Consider the following 17,317-nt stretch of genomic DNA (forward strand, 5'->3'; position numbering starts at 1 on the left):
AATAGGGTGGTGAAGGAAATGAAAGAAAAAGATCAAGAATTTTATGATCATGATGTATTTGCTCAAGCTGAAGTGGTACAACATCCTAAGGAAGAAAATCATTCAGCATTAGTACTGAATCAATCTTTTAATGTGTTTTCAAACCAGGATTTAACTCTAGATGAAAATTGAACAAATGGACAGTCATGTTGACTGTCCATTTTAGGTAATTAAAGGTTAATGAAGACTGTTAACACCGTACATTTTTTAATTAATTTTTTTGAGTTTTTGTTCTATCATTTGTGATTTGTGAAGACCTCTTTCCTTTATCTCTGCCTCAAGCATTTTAATAAAGTCAGGGTTAACCTCTATTTTTTTTGCTTCGTGAAAGCTATATAATAAGGTCTTGTCTGAAAGTGGTGAAAACCTCATTTTTATCATCCTCTACCATTTCGTACTTGCTATATACCATTTACCACTAGCAAACTAATGTTAAACGGTTTTGTGTAAAAAATGTAGCAGGAATGTTTAAAGATATTGAACAGGTAAGGAAGATGAGAGATCGGGATTTGAAGAAGGAAGGCAAGTAAATGAGTCGCTTCCCCTCTTAATTAAACGTTTGTTTAAGTAGGGATGACCTGTGTTTAGAGGTCATCAAATCCATTATCAGCATGGTTAACCTTTGTATATTGTCTTGACTTTTGCTCAAAGAAGTCGGATTTTCCAAGATCAACTTCTTCATATGCTTTTATCCATTTAAGCGGATTTGTGCGATATCCTTCAAACGGACGTTCAAACCCTAATTGGTTAGATCGAACATTCGCATAAAACTTAATATAATCTTCAACATCTTTTATATTAATTCCATCCATTTTGTTTCCAATGATGAATTGACCCCATTCAATTTCAAGTTCAGTTGCTTGAATAAATGTTTCTTTAACAAATGTAGCAAGCTCTTCTGTATCGTACTCTGGATATTGTTTCAGTACTTCCTTAAAAATTTGGACGAATAAGTCAACGTGAATTTGTTCATCGCGGTTTATATAATTAATCATTGTACTTGTCGCGACCATTTTTTGATTGCGGGCCAAATTGTAAAAGAATGCAAACCCTGAGTAAAAGAAAAGGCCCTCTAATATCACATCATATACGATCGACTTTAGTAGGTTCTCAACATTAGGTTGTTCAGCAAATGCTTGATATCCATTTGTAACAAACTCATTTCGCTTTCTTAAAATCGGTTCACTTCTCCAGTATTCGAACACCTCATCCTGTACATGCTTTGGTACCAGGCTTGATAGAACATAGGAGTAGGAATGGTTATGGATGACTTCCTGCTGTGCAAGCATGATCATTAACGCATTGATACTTGAATCTGTTATATAATCAGAAACTTTACCGGCATAATCAGTTTGGATGCTATCTAATAGTGCCAGCAAACCGATAATCTTCAGAAAAGCTTCTTTTTCATCTTCTGTTAAATCAGGGTATTGCTTAATATCTTGAGCCATATTGATTTCAAAGGGTGTCCAAAAATTTGCCAGCATTTTTTTATAGCGGGGATATGCCCAAGGAAATGAAACATCATCCCAGTTTAATACGTTTGAGCTTTCACCATTTATAATACCTGTTGAGCGGTTTGGTGCAGCTGCATCCATGATTTTTCGTTTATTTAAGGTTGTTGCATCCATAGGAATTCTCCTTTTGTCGAATAGAATATAGTGAGAATGATTTTAAGGAAAGCTCTTTTTAAAAAAGGCTGTTTTTAATATAGTAACGGTGGAAAATAATTCGTTCCATTGCGCTCCGGACACTCCATGCGCCGGGGAGGAAGCCGAGCCTCCTCAGCTTCGCCTGCGGGTCTCGCCCTTTCCTCTTCTCCCGCAGGAGTCGAGTGTCTTCCGCTCCATTCCACTATAGAGTGAAAAAATGAACTTAGAAGCAAACATCTTTATGAAAAAAGCCTTAAGAAAGTCATTCTCTATAATACTTAAAGTTAACTAGCGCAAGAATCACATTCTTCAATCGTACTGGAGGTAGATCGTAAATAATACGTTGTTTTTAAACCTTCTCTCCATGCTGATAAATGCAGGTCAAGCAGATCCTTGGCTTTAATTGTATTTTGTACGTAAAGATTGAACGAGATTGATTGGTCTACATGGCGTTGTCGTGCTGCATTTTGTTTAATGCTCCAATGCTGATCAATAAAATAAGCAGATTTATAATACCAAGTTGTTGTTGAATTAAGATCCGGAACAGTTACCGGAATTTTATAGTCTTTCTTTTCTTCTGAATATACCTTTTGGAAGATTGGATCAATACTAGCTGTGCTTCCTGCAATAATAGATGTCGAAGCGTTAGGAGCAACAGCCATTAAATATCCATTTCTTACTCCGTAATTTGCCACTTTCCTTTTTAGTGCGTCCCAATCAAAGCTACTTTCTTTTGTGTGATACCCACGTTTGTCAAAATAAGCACCTGTTTCCCAATCGGAGCCTTTAAACACAGAGTAGATACCTTTTTCCTTCGCAAGCTCCATGCTTGCTGAAATCGTTAAGAAGGAAATCTTTTCGTATAATTCATCAGCAAATTGAATCGCTTCTTCATGCTCCCATTTAAGCTGCTTTAGAGCTAATAGGTGGTGCCAACCAAAGGTTCCTAATCCAATTGCGCGGTATTTTTCATTTGTTAATCTTGCTTGAAGGACAGGAATTGTATTTAAGTCGATCACATTGTCCAACATTCTTACTTGGATAGGAATCAGTTTTTCCAAGACATCATCAGTTACAGCTTTCGCAAGGTTTATGGATGATAGGTTACATACGACAAAATCACCAGGTGTTTTAATTGTAATGATTTTTCCATCTTCCGTATATTGCTCTTCCACAGTTGTTTGACTTTGGTTTTGCGTAATTTCCGTGCAAAGATTACTGCAATAGATCATTCCTTGATGAGAGTTTGCGTTTTTACGGTTTACCTCATCACGATAGAACATATATGGTGTTCCTGCTTCTAATTGACTTATCATAATTCGTTTCATAATCTCAATAGCAGGAACCTTTTCCTTTGAAAGCAGTTCATTTTGAACACATGCCCAATAACGCTCTCTGAAGCTTCCGTTTCCTTTTTGCTCGTCGTAAAAATCTTCAATGCTAAAGCCCATAACAGTACGGACTTCATGTGGATCAAATAAATACCAGTCAGCTCGTGCTTCAACCTGTTCCATGAAAAGGTCTGGGATGCATACGCCTGTAAAGATATCATGTGTCCGCATTCTTTCATCACCGTTATTGAGCTTGGCATCAAGGAAGGAGAAGATATCTTTATGCCATACATCAAGATAGACAGCGATCGCTCCTTTACGTTGTCCCAGCTGATCAACACTGACAGCTGTATTGTTCAATTGCTTCATCCATGGAATAATGCCGGAAGAAACACCTTTGAATCCACGGATATCACTTCCACGACTCCGGATTTTACCAAGATAAGCCCCAACACCGCCACCGGATTTTGATAGATTGGCAATGTCTGTGTTGCTGTCAAAAATTCCTTGAAGACTGTCATCTATCGTATCAATAAAACAGCTTGAAAGCTGTCCAACAGGCTTTCCTGCATTTGAAAGAGTTGGTGTTGCAACTGTCATATAAAGATTACTCATAGCCCAGTAGGCTTGCTTAATAAGCGCAAGACGATTTTCCTTATTTTCGCGAGCCATTAACGTCATTGCGATTACTAAAAATCGTTCTTGTGGCAATTCATACACCTGTTTTGAGAAATCCTTTGTTAAATAACGGTCAGCTAATGTGCGAAGTCCAATATATGTAAAAAGGTAGTCATTATCAGGGTTTAAAAAGGAACCAATTTGATCAATTTCATTCTTCGTATAATTTTCTACTAAACTTGTGCTGTAAAGCCCTTTTGATACAAGTGTTGTAAGTAGTTCGTAAAAATCACCGTATTTTTGTTCTTTATTATATCCGCGGTTTTGCGCTGCTTCTTTATATAGCTTGGCTAAATAAATATGTGCACAAAAATAAGTCCACTCAGGTTCTAGTTCATGGATATTTGATAGCCCTTCTAAAATAAGTAGATTTGTTAATTGTTCAGATGTATAGGAATCTCTTTGAAGAATCGTATTTTCAATTCTGTTCAGATATTCGTCAATATTTAATGATGGAAAATGTTGATGGATATTTTTAATAAATGCAGTTAGTTTTGTAAGATCAAAGGCTTCTTGTCCATTGATCATTGGGGATAAGGTTGTCTTGCTCATGAATATTCCTCCGTCTTGTCGTTTATTAGGCGGGGGTAAGGAGATAAAACGACAGAAAGAGAGCATGTTCTTGTGAAGTTGAATAGCTCAAGAGGTTACTATCGTTTCATCTTCTCAGTCCCCGAAGAAATTGAAACTTTCACAAGGTATAGGTAGGTCTCCTGACTTATGGTCTTCCTACTATGAGTCCTTCCCATACATGAGGTACAGTGGTTTTCTCAATTCGTCACATTTACAGTTGCGGGGACAGTTCTGGATTTTCACCAGATTCCCTTTTAAGCTAAATTGCGCCTATTTCTTGTAGATATACAATATATAGTTTTGGGGTAGAAATAAAAATCAATATATAGTTGATTTTTAGTATAGTTCCATCATAATGCAGTTGGATGAAATAAGCAATAACATTTTTTTGAACTAAACAAAGATTCATAGATTTCGACAATCATTAAAATGATCCAAGAACAAAGATAACAGGAAAATGAAGTGAACTCAAAAAATAAGCTTAAAATGATTGAACTGTATATAGATTATAAAAAAGTCAAATTTGTTGTTTCGTCATTTATATATATGGGTAAAAGCTCCATAAAGAAAACTACTACTAATTTATAAGAAAGGGAGAATGGAAAATGAAATCTAGTAAAGTAAGCTTAGATAATCTATTAGGAAAAAGCACAAGGGCCAAACGGAAAAATAAAGTTGGTCGTGAAGGCCAAGATATGGAAGAGTGTATTATCCATAGAGAGATTCATGGAGATAAAGTCTATGTTCCATTAAATCTGGAGCGAGTTTGGAACCATATTTAGTATAGACTTAAAGTCCAAAAGCAAAGCCCATTAAGGGCTTTTTTCGCGCTTTACCGAGTGCTCTACTATTGGAGTATGCTTCTGCTTTTTACGTTTCTCTTCCATGATTTTTACATCCTCTTTAAAGTGTTCACTAATTACCGCCTTTTTACCAAATAGTAGAATTTGGTCGCCTTCCTGAATTTTTGTATCATAAATCTTCTTTCTAATCTTCATTTCACCTCTTTTGATAAACAGAACAACAAATTCCAACTGCTCATACTCTTTTATCACTTGGCTCATTGTTTTAGAAAAGAGTGATGATTCTTTATAAATGTGGAGGTTGAGGAGATCATCTTCTTCCTCGGTTAAAAATACATCCCGAATCGGTAAATCAGCTATTTCAATATTTCTTTTTAGTCTATTTGCAAAGAGATTTGATAATAAATTCTGAATGTATGGCAGTTTGACTAAACCAAGGATGAGGATTGCTCCACCTGCTATATATAAAACTTCTTTTGTTTTAATACTATTAGACAGGAAATTACTAATAGACGATATGATTACAGCAAGTGAGACAGCACCAAACGAAATAAGAAAGATAGCCAGTTTTCTGCGGATGGGGTGACCTAAGATAAGCTCGGATTCACCTGTTGTAAAGCCTGTACCTGTCATAAGTGATATGACTTGGAATCTTGAAACTTCCAGCTTAAGATCTGTTAACCGAAATAAAATCACATGAATTTCAATGACAGTTGCAATAACGATGAAGTAAATTAATAGAAAAAATAAAGCCATTTTTCCACCTCACCAAGATGATAGAAGAAGAACTTTTTAAGGCTTAGTAATAAGTAATCATGTTTTCTATTGTAATTTTTCATTATAGAAATTTACCGAATACATCGCACCTTCGCTGACCATTTTATTGTCTTCCAGATCATAAGGGTGTGGATTTCCTCCCTTTTCGATTGGGAGATTTTTATTTTTTACATAACAAGAAGGTTTTATCATTCGTTTCCAATCTCTTAATAAGTTTTCCAGCTTCATTCTATTCGACTTAGAAGATAACCATATAGATGCGGATGCTCCTATACCAACAATCATTAATGCTCGTTTCATAACCTTACCTCCTTTGGATGTAGAATCTTTCATTCTACTTTTGTATTTTTTACCCAATAGATAATAGATAAAACATAATGATTTGATTAAAAATATTACAAAACGATTAAACGTGAAAAAGGAGGTTTTAGAGGGAAAATAAGGTGGTACAAGATTAGCGTAAGCAAATAAGAAGAAAAATTTAAAGGAGGATGTATAAAATGAGTAAAGATAATAATAAGAAAATGACATTAGAGGAAGCAGGTCGTAAAGGTGGAGAAGCGACTTCTAAAAATCATGATAAGGAGTTCTATCAAGAGATTGGACGTAAGGGCGGAGAAGCCACTTCTGAAAACCATGATAAGGAATTCTATCAAGAAATAGGACAAAAAGGCGGAGAAGCCACTTCTGAAAACCATGATAAGGAATTTTATCAAGAAATAGGACAAAAAGGTGGAGAAGCGACTTCTGAAAACCATGATAAGGAATTTTATCAAGAAATAGGACAAAAAGGTGGAGAAGCGACTTCTGAAAATCATGATAAAGAGTTTTATCAAGAAATTGGAGAAAAAGGCGGAGAATCACGCAGAAAACAAAATGATAATGACTAATACGAAAATAAAGTGACTTTTTAAGCAATGAGAGCATTTTATTTTCGTAGAAAAGTAAACTAAAAGCTGCATGCATCGAGGTTCGGTGTTTGCAGCTTTTAGTATGTTTTTGAGTAAATTGCGGTTTTGACCTTTTAAAATTTCCCTTTTCTAAATTGTGCTGGTGTTACTCCTTCAAATTTCTTGAATACCTTTATAAAGTGACTTTGATCATGGAAATTTAATAGGCTGGAGATTTCCTTCATTGTATAGTGAGTATAATTTAATAGGTTTTTTGCTTCGTCTACTTTAGTTTGGTGAATATATTGCCGAATTGAGATTCCAACTTCTTTTGTGAATAGAACGGACAGATAATTTGGATTCAATGAAGTTAATTCAGCTAAATCTGATAAAGTTATTTCCTCGTAGAGATTGGTGAAAATATAATTTATACAAATGTTAATTGGTTTAGAAAATTTATGCCTTTTGCTATTGGCAACTCGTTTAGCAAAATCTACTAGAACATGCTCGGTTAATAGTACGACTGCTTTAATTTCGTCTAATTCCTCTAACCTTTGTATATATAAATCGCTAAGGTTATATGCCACCTCTTGATAAAGTCCACCTTCAACTGCTGCTCTAGTTGCTAGGGAAATAGCAACAATGCCTAAGTTTTTTTGACTACGCAAATAACTGGTCTTTGATAATATTCCTATTTTTCCTTGTTTAAAAATAGTATGGAATGTTTCTCTTATTGCCTCACTTTGTCCAAGTTTTACATAATCATTTAGTTTCTTTTCAATTGCTATGTCGGTATGCACCAGATTGTTTTGGCGTTGTTCCGTTATGTGACTGGTTACATTTTCTAGCTCAATGCTTCGCTTATCTAGCTGTTCATTTTTTTCCAAGATTTCCACCATGGTCAGTTTTTGGTGATAAACCATGAAATGCAGAACCATGCTCATATTAATATAATCAAAATTACTTAAAATCGTAAGTTGATTGTAATATTGGACCATATCTTCCTTCCTTCCTTTTATATCAAGGTCTTTAAAAATTCCATTAATCGTTTCTGTTGTCATTCTAAAGTTTAAAATTGGACCAACAATAATATTTCCCTCATATTGGTTGTCGGTAAATAAATTTATAGAAAAGAATTTTTCAAGGTAGACGGTTTCCTTGAGAATAGGGAAATGGTAATCTTTCGATTCCGAAAATAGTTGAATTAATAAAGCGGTATGTGATGTATACGCAGGATTAGAAATAGAACCTGAAGATTCTTCATATATCAATTTTTCTTTGGAATCAAAAAGGTAAACGGGGGTTTTGTACAAATTAAATACTAATTTACAAATGTATTCTATGTCCTTTCTAGAGTCGTTCATGTTCATCACCTTACTTTCTAAACGGTAAAATCATGTGTGATTCTTACACTTTTTCTGAATAACATACCATATTTATTGAGATGTAGTAACTATAATTCAATTAAGTAATCGTTTTCAAATTCTTGTGGAAGGGAGAATATGTTCTCAAAAAAAGTACATCTTTATAAAAGGGATCACTCATTACAGATAAACACTGACATGATCAAATTTGCATCAAATACATTTTAGAAAGAGGCGATTTCATGAATGCAACATCGGATACTTTAACAAACCATTCATTAGCATCTGAAAATAATTTTGTTAATCGTTCGAAACTATGGCAAATAGGTTTTTTTGCTCTAAACAATACCGCAACAAATCTCTATGCATTTGCTATGGGGTTTGTCTCATATTATGCAACTGGGATAGCTGGGATGTTAGTTGTTGTCATTAGTACTCTATTAACTGCTACGCGGATATTCGATGGAATTACAGATCCGATTATAGGCTATGTGATCGATAAAACAGAATCAAAAATAGGGAAATTCAGACCTTTTATGATTTTGGGTAATATCATTTTAGCGATAACCGTATTATTAATGTTTAACATTACGCATCTACTATCATCAGAATGGCGTCTTCCATTCTTTGTTGCAATAAATGCTATTTATATTATTGGTTATACATTTCAAACAGCTTGTACAAAAGCAGCACAAACGGTACTAACAAATGATCCAAAGCAAAGACCTCTATTTGTTGCCTTTGATGCTTCGTATAATACGATTTTATTCGTTGGCGGGCAATACTTTATTGCATCTATTCTTGTTCCAAAGCACGGTGGTTTTAATAGTGAATTTTTCACAGAATTAAATACAATTGTTATTGTTTCTTCTGCCATTTTTACACTATTAGCGGTTATCGGGATTTGGAAAAAGGATCGGTTGGAGTTCTTTGGATTTGCAGAAAAGAATGTAAAGGTATCTATTAAGGATTACTGGCCGGTGATTAAAAGAAATCGTCCGTTACAAATGCTAATTGTAGCTGCATCTACAGATAAATTGGCGGCGGCAGTTATACGACAACCGGTTGTACCTGTTATGTTTTTTGGGCTCATTATAGGTGATTATGCGTTAAGTGGGACGATTTCCCTCGTAACTGTTCTCCCAACCCTTCTGTTAACATTTATAGGAATAGGACTTGCTCGAAAAAGTGGCCTAAAAATGTCATTTGTGGCAGCTACATGGGGCGCAGTTATTACTTATGCTCTGCTTTTAGTAATCATCATTACTGGAGTGCCACAAGAGATCTCACTTTCGAATTTAGGGTATATGACGGTTGCATTTCTTGTCCTTTATACATTAGGAAACGCATTTATGGGTGTAACCGGTAACATGGTCATCCCAATGATTGCAGATGCTACTGACTATGAACTTCATATTACCGGAAGATATATTCCAGGTATGCTTGGAACCATCTTCTCTTTTGTTGATAAGGTCATTTCTTCCTTTGGAGTTACCATCGTGGGAATACTTCTGGCCTTGATCGGTTTTAAAAATGCTTTTCCTGAAGTCGATACACCATTGACGGCCAGTTTGTACTGGATGGGATTATTCTTTATGTTCGGTATACCTATTCTTGGATGGATTGCATCTATCATTGCGATGAAATTTTATGAACTTGATGATAAGCGAATGGCAGAAATTCAAGATGAAATTGCCGGTGTAAAACAAATTCTCGTTGATAAAAATGAAATATCTTTGCCAAATAATAAATAGAGAACTAACTATATATTGCTTTTTGTTAACCAAATCTATATATTTTTTAAAAATTAAGAGGTGCTTCTTATGTTATATCCAATTATTACAGATTCACGAACAATCATTGATTTAAATGGTATATGGTCATTTAAGCTGGATAATGGTTTGGGCCTAGAAAAAGAATGGTATGCAAAAGAACTTCAAGACACGATAAGTATGTCTGTTCCTTCCTCCTACAATGATGTAGGTGTGTTCTCCAAAATAAGAAATCACATTGGCTGGGTGTGGTATGAAAGAGAATTTACGATTCCGGGGATGTTATCGGCAGAGAGAATCATATTGCGTTTTGGTTCTGCAACACATCACGCAAAGGTTTATGTAAATGGGAGTCTTGTCACAGAGCACACTGGGGGATTTACTCCTTTTGAAGCAGAACTCAATGAGTTTTTAAAACCTGGAAAAAACCGGCTCACAGTAGCTGTGAATAATATTGTGAATGAAACCACTTTACCAGTCGGCAATTTTACGTTAGAAAACATTGAAGGTATTGGGACGGTTGAAAAAAACACACCAAATTTTGACTTTTTTAATTATGCAGGTATTCATCGCCCTGTTAAGATCTATACAACGCCAAAACTATTTATTAAAGATGTCACAATCGTCCCGGATATCACTGGAAATGTGTCTTATAGTGTTGAAACGTCAAATCCAGCTGAGATATATATCAAGGTGATAGATGAAGAAGGAAAAGTTGTTGCTGAGGAATCAGGGAGTGAAGGGACAGTCTTTATTCCTTCTGTTACTTTGTGGGAACCATTAAACGCGTATTTATATACCTTGAAAATAGAACTAAAGGAAAATAATAGAGTACTAGATGTATATGAACAACCTTTTGGTGTTCGTAAAGTTGAAGTGAAGGATAGTCAATTTTTGATCAATAATAAACCATTTTATTTTAAAGGGTTTGGCAAGCATGAAGATACCTATATTCATGGACGTGGCTTTAATGAAGCAGCAAATGTTCTTGATTTTAATCTATTAAAATGGATTGGAGCTAATTCATTCAGGACTGCTCATTATCCATATTCTGAAGAAATCATGCGACTAGCGGATCGGGAAGGAATTGTTGTTATTAATGAAACACCCGCAGTTGGGATTCATTTGAATTTTGCAGCTACAATGTTCGGTGCACCATACCGTGACACTTGGAAAGAAACGGATACATTTGAAGCACATAAGCAAGTTATTGAAGAACTAGTTACTCGTGATAAAAATCATGCATGCGTCGTTATGTGGTCAGTGGCAAATGAACCGGCATCAGAAGAAGAAGGGGCACTGGAATATTTTGAGCCACTAGTCAAACTAACAAGAGAACTTGATCCGCAGAAACGTCCAGTAACAATCGTAACACATGGAGGAGCAAATCCAGATACAGATAAAATTGCCGAAATAATAGACGTCCTTGCACTTAATCGTTACTATGGGTGGTATTCAGAGGGAGGAGAATGGGATAAAATACGATTGAAATTACGTGGAGAGTTCGATAAATGGAAAAAACGATGCCCAGGAAAACCTATCATGTTTACTGAGTATGGTGCCGATACTGTAGCGGGTTTTCATGATGTTGATCCTGTAATGTTTACAGAAGAATATCAAGTGGAATATTATCGTGTAAATCATGAGATCTTTGATGAGTATGAGGAATTTATTGGTGAACAAGTTTGGAATTTTGCTGATTTTGCAACAAGTCAGGGCATAGTCCGTGTTCAGGGCAATAAGAAAGGGATCTTTACACGGGAACGTAAGCCAAAAGCTGCTGCTCACGAATTGCGGAAACGCTGGAATGATATACCGAACTTTGGATATAAACAGAAGAAAAGTCTGTATAAGGAATAGTCTATTCAAGTTAGTAGCACCCAATCAACTTGACTGTTGAAACTTCATTTTTATATGTACCAAATAGAACAGTTAATTTCAAATTTGTGGATGATTGAGGGCCTAATGATGTGAATCTTGCTCTTATACACGAATAATGTAAGTTCCTCCCGAATTCTGTAGTGAAAAAAGAATTTAGGGAGGATTTTTTTATGTTAAAAAGGTATAGAGACATGTTTATAGTCTTCGCTGTTGGCGTCCTTGTGATTGTAGGGCCTACTTTTACAGCTTCAGCGCTAGGGGATCGGATACTCACGAAGGGGTCATCAGGTAAGGATGTTGCCGAACTACAGGATTATTTGATGACAAAAGGAGTATTCCCATATCATACCTCTACCGGATACTATGGTGATATCACTGTGGAGGCCGTCAAGGACTTTCAGCGTAAACGCAGCTTGAAGGTTGATGGAATTGCCGGGCCGCAAACAAACCATGCGTTAAAAGTGTTGCGAAATGGAAACATTGGGAAACAAGTTATACATATTCAGTATCAGTTAAAGCAAACAGGTCACTATAAATCAAGTGTAGACGGTATATATGGAGACGGCACAGTAAGCGCGGTCAAGAGCTTTCAAAAGCAACAAGGACTTGCGGTTGATGGAATTGCAGGACCGAATACAAGGTCGGCGTTAGATCGTAAGGCTGAGCGTGGTTCAGCTGCTGGTAAAACATTAACGGTGGAAAGCACAGCATATACGGCAAGTTGTAACGGTTGTTCAGGTGTGACAAGAATGGGTCTTGATTTAAAAAAATATCCCGATGCAAAAGTAATCGCGGTAGACCCTAACGTCATTCCACTTGGTTCCATTGTAAAAGTAGATGGTCATGGTATTGCCATAGCAGCTGACACAGGTGGCGGTGTGAACGGGAATTCAATCGATGTGTTCATTCCTAACCATGATGATGCTCTGCAATGGGGACGAAAAACCGTACGTGTGGAAATAATTGAATAAGGGTAAGAAGCTGATGTACGGTATTTTGTAGATCAGCTTCTTTGATGTGTTGGTTTAATGAGCTCTTCGCTCAAAGTTAAGTTGAATCCTGTGTTGTAGTCATTTACCTGAACAATATCGGGGATATGAAGGAACGTGCTGCCACCAAGTAGGGACGAAGTGGTAATTATAATAAGGCGTATAATTGTTGTTATGATTGTAATGGTTGTTAGTTGGAGGATTGTGGTGGTTATAAAGAGTATGGTGATTGTACTCTGCTGTACATGCCCCCGGCTGTCCCGGATGTGCTCCTGTAGTAATGGTATGATAATGTTGATACATATTTAACTCTCCTTTACCTATAAAATAGTTAGAAGCTGATATAAACTATGCACACCATTGTTTGTTTGTATGGACTTTTGTGAAAATGGGACTTTGATAAAAGGGGAAGTGATTAATGATAAAGTTTATTTAAAACCATAAATTAAAGATGCTAGATAAGAATCCATTTTGATCGACATTTATCAAAATGGATTCTTCTTATTTAATGTTTGACTATTACTTTAAAGACTGGGTATAAACTGATACGGACCCACCATTTACAGAGAAATTACCCCATCCATCACTATTGATCGTAACAGTATTAGAGGAGTTTCCAGTAATATCTGTCCATGTTTCACCAGCATTTTGCGTTCCTACATACATCCACTTGCTTCCAGCAGGCCCATCACTAATAAGAGTTGCTAAGCGGGAATTTGAATGTGAACTATCTCCTTCTCGAGTCCATCCTATCACATCATGATGGTCAAAATAATCATGTTGCGTACCGTAGGCATAAGTCTTACGTGCTTTTAATATAGGATCAAGTTTAGTGCCTAGAGCTGGAATTTCATACGAAGATGAACCTTTTGTTCCATAATAATCACCATAGAATAGTGTTGGATATCCTTGTGACCTAGTTAAAATAAAAGCATAAGCTAGTGGTTTAAACCAGCTTTGAACTGTTGATTCTAATGCTTGCCCCGGCTGCGAATCATGATTATCTACGAATGTTACCGCTTTGGTTGGTTGTGATTTTACCAGAGTACCATTTAATAGATTTTTCATATCATAATTACCGCCACTATTTGAGGCTTGTTGGAAATTATAATGCAATGGCACATCAAAAGCAGAGTGAGTGTTACCGCTTTTTGTAAGATAATTTTCAATTGCCCCTAAGTCATTCTGCCAATACTCTGCTACTGTAAACATTTCTTTTCCTGTACTCTGTCTTACACTTGTAACCCATTCACCTAAATAAGAATGTTTTATGTGCTTTACAGCATCTAAACGGAAGCCATCAAGGTTAAGTTCATTGGCATACCAATTCCCCCAATTCTTTATTTCTTGTTGAACATCAGGGTGATCAAAATCTACATCTGCATACATGAGATAATCATAATTACCCTTCTCCGAAGATACTTCCCAATCCCAACTTTTCCCTATTCCACTAAATTTAAATATACTATTTTTGCTTCTCGATTGATCCCAATCAACTCCATCAAAATGGTACCATTGCCACTTAAAATTGGAATGTGTATTGCTTCTTCCTGGAAAATCAAAACCCGTCCAAGCTTGGATTTGGTACTGACCAGTAGTTTCATAATTTCGATTATTTGGATCAACTTCAACTGCATCTACTAATTGTGTGAAATCAGCACCACCTTTATGATTTATAACTACATCACCATATACATTTATTCCCTTTGATTGAAGATTTGATATAGCGCTTTGAAGTTGTGCTTTCGTTCCATATTTTGTTCTTATGGTACCTTTTTGATTAAATTCACCTAAATCATATAAATCATAAGCTCCGTATCCAACATCATTTTGTGATGTCCCCTTATAAGCTGGTGGAATCCATACTGCTGTTATACCTATATCCTGTAAATGCGTACTATCATTGTTTAATTTGTCCCAATGTTGGCCGTCATTTGGTAAATACCATTCAAAATACTGCATCATTGTACCATTTGTGTATGCACTAGCATTCGATATCCCTAAAGATCCTGTGAAGAATAATCCCGTAAAAAGTAAAGCGGCTATCAATCGTCTTAATAATTTCAAACCTATTCCTCCCAACAAAATAAAAGATATGCAAACGATTGCACAAAAAGATATGATATGAGCAAATGGGTTTTCTCTCTGTCACCTCACTTCTTCTAAAATGGCCCGGATTTTTATGCAAGCGCTTTCCTGAAGATTATATCACACGGATTGTAAAAGTATTTCGAATATATCGAAAACGATAAAATTTTCCTAATGAATTAATTCTCTTGTAGTTCATTTGACATAATAACTTTTCATTTAATGTGTACTAAAAATAGAGAGGATTTTTCCTGAAGTTTATGATGAAGTGAAACAAAGGTTGTTACTTATAAGTTATTTTCGCAAAGTTGCATTTACTATTATATAGTAAAGCTATAGTGGAATGCCTGGAGCGCAATGGAACAAGCTGATTTTAACTTTATGGAGGAAAAAGGAAGTTGTTTCAATTTCCTTTTTCCACTGAATCTTTGTTTATCAAATATCTTTCCTTGATAATTGTTTGATGATGTAGTTCATGACCAGCAATAATGTATGCCAATGCACGTGCAGTAATAGGGTGGTTTAATACTTTTCCTGTACGAATCCATGAATCATCAGGAAGACTGGTAATCAATGAAGAGGTACATTGTCTTACAATCGTAAAATCTGAAAGTATGTCCTTGAAATCAAGTTGTCTGAAATTTGCATTAGTCATAAATAAATCTTTATCAAAGGGAGTAAATGAGACCGTATCGCCACGAGCAATGACAAGAAGGTGATAACTCAGTACACGTTCTATATCTGCCATATGTCCGACTACTTCTTTCAATCTCCATTTTTTCTCCTCATATTGGTATTCTGCTTGTTCACTGGTTATATTACTTAGAAGATTAATAGTTGTTTCTTGCTGCTTCTTTAGAATATCTTGTAATCTTTTATCAGGAACAAGTTCCAAGTATCTCTCAAAATACGGATGATATTCATTCATATTAGGACGTTCCAGCATTATTACCGCCTCCATACTAGTTATATCTTCATGTTAACTCATCTTAATGAAAATGTTAATTTTTAACTGTCATTCTTTTTGAAATGACAAAAAAACCGCCTCATTAAGAAACGGTTCTACGATCCTTTAAAAATCCATAAAAAATAGTAAAAACAGGGGAGAGGTATAAGAAAAACGCGAAAGGTAAAAATGCCAAAACAGGTACACCTAGAGTTTGAGCAAAGAACGCACCACTAACTCCCCAAGGGATAAGCGGGTTAATTAACGTTCCTGCATCTTCCAGCGTTCTAGATAAATATTTTCGATCCAGCTCCATGTCTTCGTATAGGGACTTAAATGATTGCCCTGGTATTAAAATCGACAAATATTGCTCACCAGTAAGTAAATTGACACCTAGTGAAGAAGAAGCTGTTGAAAGAATCAACTGTCCTTTTGAATGAATTCGATCTATTACCCCGTTTATTAATGTTGGAATGATTTTAAGAGAATCCAACAATCCTCCAAAAGCAAATGCGATTAGAATAAGTGAAATCGACCACATCATAGATTGTAATCCGCCACGATTTAACATATTGCTTATTTGTTCATTTTCAATTGAAAAGGATGTCCCGTTTTGTAAGACATGTAGAAACTGACTAAATGAAATTCCTTGTATGCTGACTGCCGTTATTGATGCCGTCACTATACCGATAATTAATGAAGGAATAACGGGTATTCGTTTAATAGCCAAAACGATGACAATTATAGGAGATAACAATGTTAAACTGCTCACCTTAACATGTGATTCAATCGTCAAGACCATGATTTTCATTTCACTCAAGTTTGTAGCATCGATAGGAGCCATTCTTCCCAAAATAAAGAAAATAACGGTAGTAATGAGTATACTCGGGATCGTTGTTAAAGACATATGTCTAATATGAGTAAATAGATCAACTTTTGCAACACCTGAAGCAAAATTTGTTGTGTCTGACATAGGAGACATTTTATCCCCAAAGCAGGCCCCTGAGATAATAGCTCCGGCAACCCATTCGATTGGTAAGCCGATTGCAATTCCTGCCCCCAAAAGAGCAACTCCGATTGTGCTAACTGTTGTAAATGAACTTCCAACTAAACTTGAGATGACCATACAAGAAAATAGTGATGTGATAAGCAAGTAATCGGGATTAATGATCATTAACGCGTATGTCATAATCGTTGGAATGGTTCCACTGCTCATCCAGGCACCTATTAACATACCGATTAAACCTAAAATAATAATTGGCTGTATACCATTTTGGATTCCTTTTATCAAGCCTTCTTCTAACTTTTTCCATTTGAAGCCTCGTAACAATCCAATTAGTAATATGACCAACAAGCAATTGAGCAACGCTATATGTGGTTCAGTTTTTAATAAAAATAAACTTAAAAAAATAACAGCTAATATAAGAATGAGAAGCCCGACAGCTTCTTTAAAATGAAAGGTTCCTTTTACTTTATTCATGAAAAACTCCTTTATAACTTAAACGCTTTTACGCTTTTTCGTACAAAAGTATTA

The 17,317-nt window shown here is 35.7% G+C and carries 16 protein-coding genes and 1 riboswitch; of the genes, 6 read left to right on the forward strand and 10 right to left on the reverse strand.

Annotation, left to right across the window (positions count from 1 at the left end; genetic code table 11):
* The first annotated feature begins 18 nt into the window (after positions 1-18).
* Positions 19-171, forward strand: a complete 153-nt coding sequence (locus LC095_RS19570) for a transcriptional regulator SplA domain-containing protein (protein WP_226529797.1) — start codon at positions 19-21, stop codon at positions 169-171.
* A gap of 75 nt (positions 172-246) precedes the next feature.
* Here the strand turns inward: LC095_RS19570 and sda are convergent, their stop codons facing one another.
* From sda to LC095_RS19585, 3 genes are all read right to left on the reverse strand, one after another.
* Positions 247-420: a sporulation histidine kinase inhibitor Sda gene (gene sda / locus LC095_RS19575; protein WP_319005823.1), complete on the reverse strand. Its 174-nt coding sequence runs from the start codon at positions 418-420 to the stop codon at positions 247-249.
* Between the two features lie 203 nt (positions 421-623).
* Complete coding sequence (locus LC095_RS19580) at positions 624-1,670, reverse strand: ribonucleotide-diphosphate reductase subunit beta (protein WP_226529762.1); 1,047 nt, start codon at positions 1,668-1,670, stop codon at positions 624-626.
* 305 nt (positions 1,671-1,975) lie between these two features.
* Positions 1,976-4,252, reverse strand: a complete 2,277-nt coding sequence (locus LC095_RS19585; RefSeq protein WP_264196122.1) for a ribonucleoside-diphosphate reductase subunit alpha — start codon at positions 4,250-4,252, stop codon at positions 1,976-1,978.
* Between the two features lie 133 nt (positions 4,253-4,385).
* A riboswitch (cobalamin riboswitch) is annotated at positions 4,386-4,562 on the reverse strand.
* A gap of 316 nt (positions 4,563-4,878) precedes the next feature.
* On the opposite strand from LC095_RS19585, the gene LC095_RS19590 reads away from it, so the two are divergent.
* Complete coding sequence (locus tag LC095_RS19590; protein ID WP_226529763.1) at positions 4,879-5,055, forward strand: hypothetical protein; 177 nt, start codon at positions 4,879-4,881, stop codon at positions 5,053-5,055.
* Between the two features lie 30 nt (positions 5,056-5,085).
* Here LC095_RS19590 and LC095_RS19595 read toward each other — a convergent pair whose 3' ends face one another.
* Both LC095_RS19595 and LC095_RS19600 read right to left on the reverse strand, forming a co-directional pair.
* Positions 5,086-5,832 (reverse strand): hypothetical protein, encoded by a 747-nt coding sequence (locus LC095_RS19595; protein WP_226529764.1) that lies wholly within the window; start codon positions 5,830-5,832, stop codon positions 5,086-5,088.
* Positions 5,833-5,898: 66 nt separating this feature from the next.
* Positions 5,899-6,153 carry a hypothetical protein gene (locus LC095_RS19600; RefSeq protein WP_078435545.1) on the reverse strand — a complete coding sequence of 85 codons (255 nt, stop codon included), beginning with the start codon at positions 6,151-6,153 and terminating at the stop codon, positions 5,899-5,901.
* Between the two features lie 200 nt (positions 6,154-6,353).
* Between LC095_RS19600 and gsiB the strand changes: the two genes are divergently transcribed.
* Positions 6,354-6,743, forward strand: a complete 390-nt coding sequence (gene gsiB / locus LC095_RS19605; protein WP_226529765.1) for a KGG domain-containing protein — start codon at positions 6,354-6,356, stop codon at positions 6,741-6,743.
* 134 nt (positions 6,744-6,877) lie between these two features.
* On the opposite strand, the gene LC095_RS19610 is transcribed toward gsiB, so the two are convergent.
* Entirely contained in the window at positions 6,878-8,107 is a 1,230-nt protein-coding gene (locus tag LC095_RS19610) for a helix-turn-helix domain-containing protein (protein WP_226529766.1), read from the reverse strand.
* 242 nt (positions 8,108-8,349) lie between these two features.
* Between LC095_RS19610 and LC095_RS19615 the strand changes: the two genes are divergently transcribed.
* The 3 genes from LC095_RS19615 (at position 8,350) to LC095_RS19625 (ending at position 12,731) form a co-directional block, all read left to right on the forward strand.
* Positions 8,350-9,861: an MFS transporter gene (locus LC095_RS19615; protein WP_226529767.1), complete on the forward strand. Its 1,512-nt coding sequence runs from the start codon at positions 8,350-8,352 to the stop codon at positions 9,859-9,861.
* Between the two features lie 69 nt (positions 9,862-9,930).
* Positions 9,931-11,739, forward strand: coding sequence for a beta-glucuronidase (uidA, locus tag LC095_RS19620; protein WP_226529768.1), 1,809 nt, complete (start codon positions 9,931-9,933; stop codon positions 11,737-11,739).
* 191 nt (positions 11,740-11,930) lie between these two features.
* Positions 11,931-12,731 (forward strand): peptidoglycan-binding protein, encoded by an 801-nt coding sequence (locus tag LC095_RS19625; protein WP_226529769.1) that lies wholly within the window; start codon positions 11,931-11,933, stop codon positions 12,729-12,731.
* Positions 12,732-12,830: 99 nt separating this feature from the next.
* Here LC095_RS19625 and LC095_RS19630 read toward each other — a convergent pair whose 3' ends face one another.
* The 4 genes from LC095_RS19630 to nhaC all read right to left on the reverse strand — a co-directional run bounded on the left by LC095_RS19630 (position 12,831) and on the right by nhaC (position 17,263).
* Positions 12,831-13,052 carry a hypothetical protein gene (locus LC095_RS19630; RefSeq protein ID WP_226529770.1) on the reverse strand — a complete coding sequence of 74 codons (222 nt, stop codon included), beginning with the start codon at positions 13,050-13,052 and terminating at the stop codon, positions 12,831-12,833.
* A gap of 216 nt (positions 13,053-13,268) precedes the next feature.
* A complete protein-coding gene (amyS, locus tag LC095_RS19635) occupies positions 13,269-14,816 on the reverse strand; it encodes an alpha-amylase (RefSeq protein WP_226529771.1) in 1,548 nt (515 codons plus the stop codon).
* A gap of 424 nt (positions 14,817-15,240) precedes the next feature.
* Complete coding sequence (locus LC095_RS19640; RefSeq protein WP_226529772.1) at positions 15,241-15,783, reverse strand: DinB family protein; 543 nt, start codon at positions 15,781-15,783, stop codon at positions 15,241-15,243.
* 103 nt (positions 15,784-15,886) lie between these two features.
* Positions 15,887-17,263, reverse strand: coding sequence for a Na+/H+ antiporter NhaC (nhaC, locus tag LC095_RS19645; RefSeq protein ID WP_226529773.1), 1,377 nt, complete (start codon positions 17,261-17,263; stop codon positions 15,887-15,889).
* Positions 17,264-17,317: the final 54 nt, after the last annotated feature.

The sequence above is a fragment of the Metabacillus niabensis genome (assembly GCF_020524345.1).
In the GTDB taxonomy this organism is placed as follows: Bacteria; Bacillota; Bacilli; order Bacillales; family Bacillaceae; genus Metabacillus; species Metabacillus niabensis_B.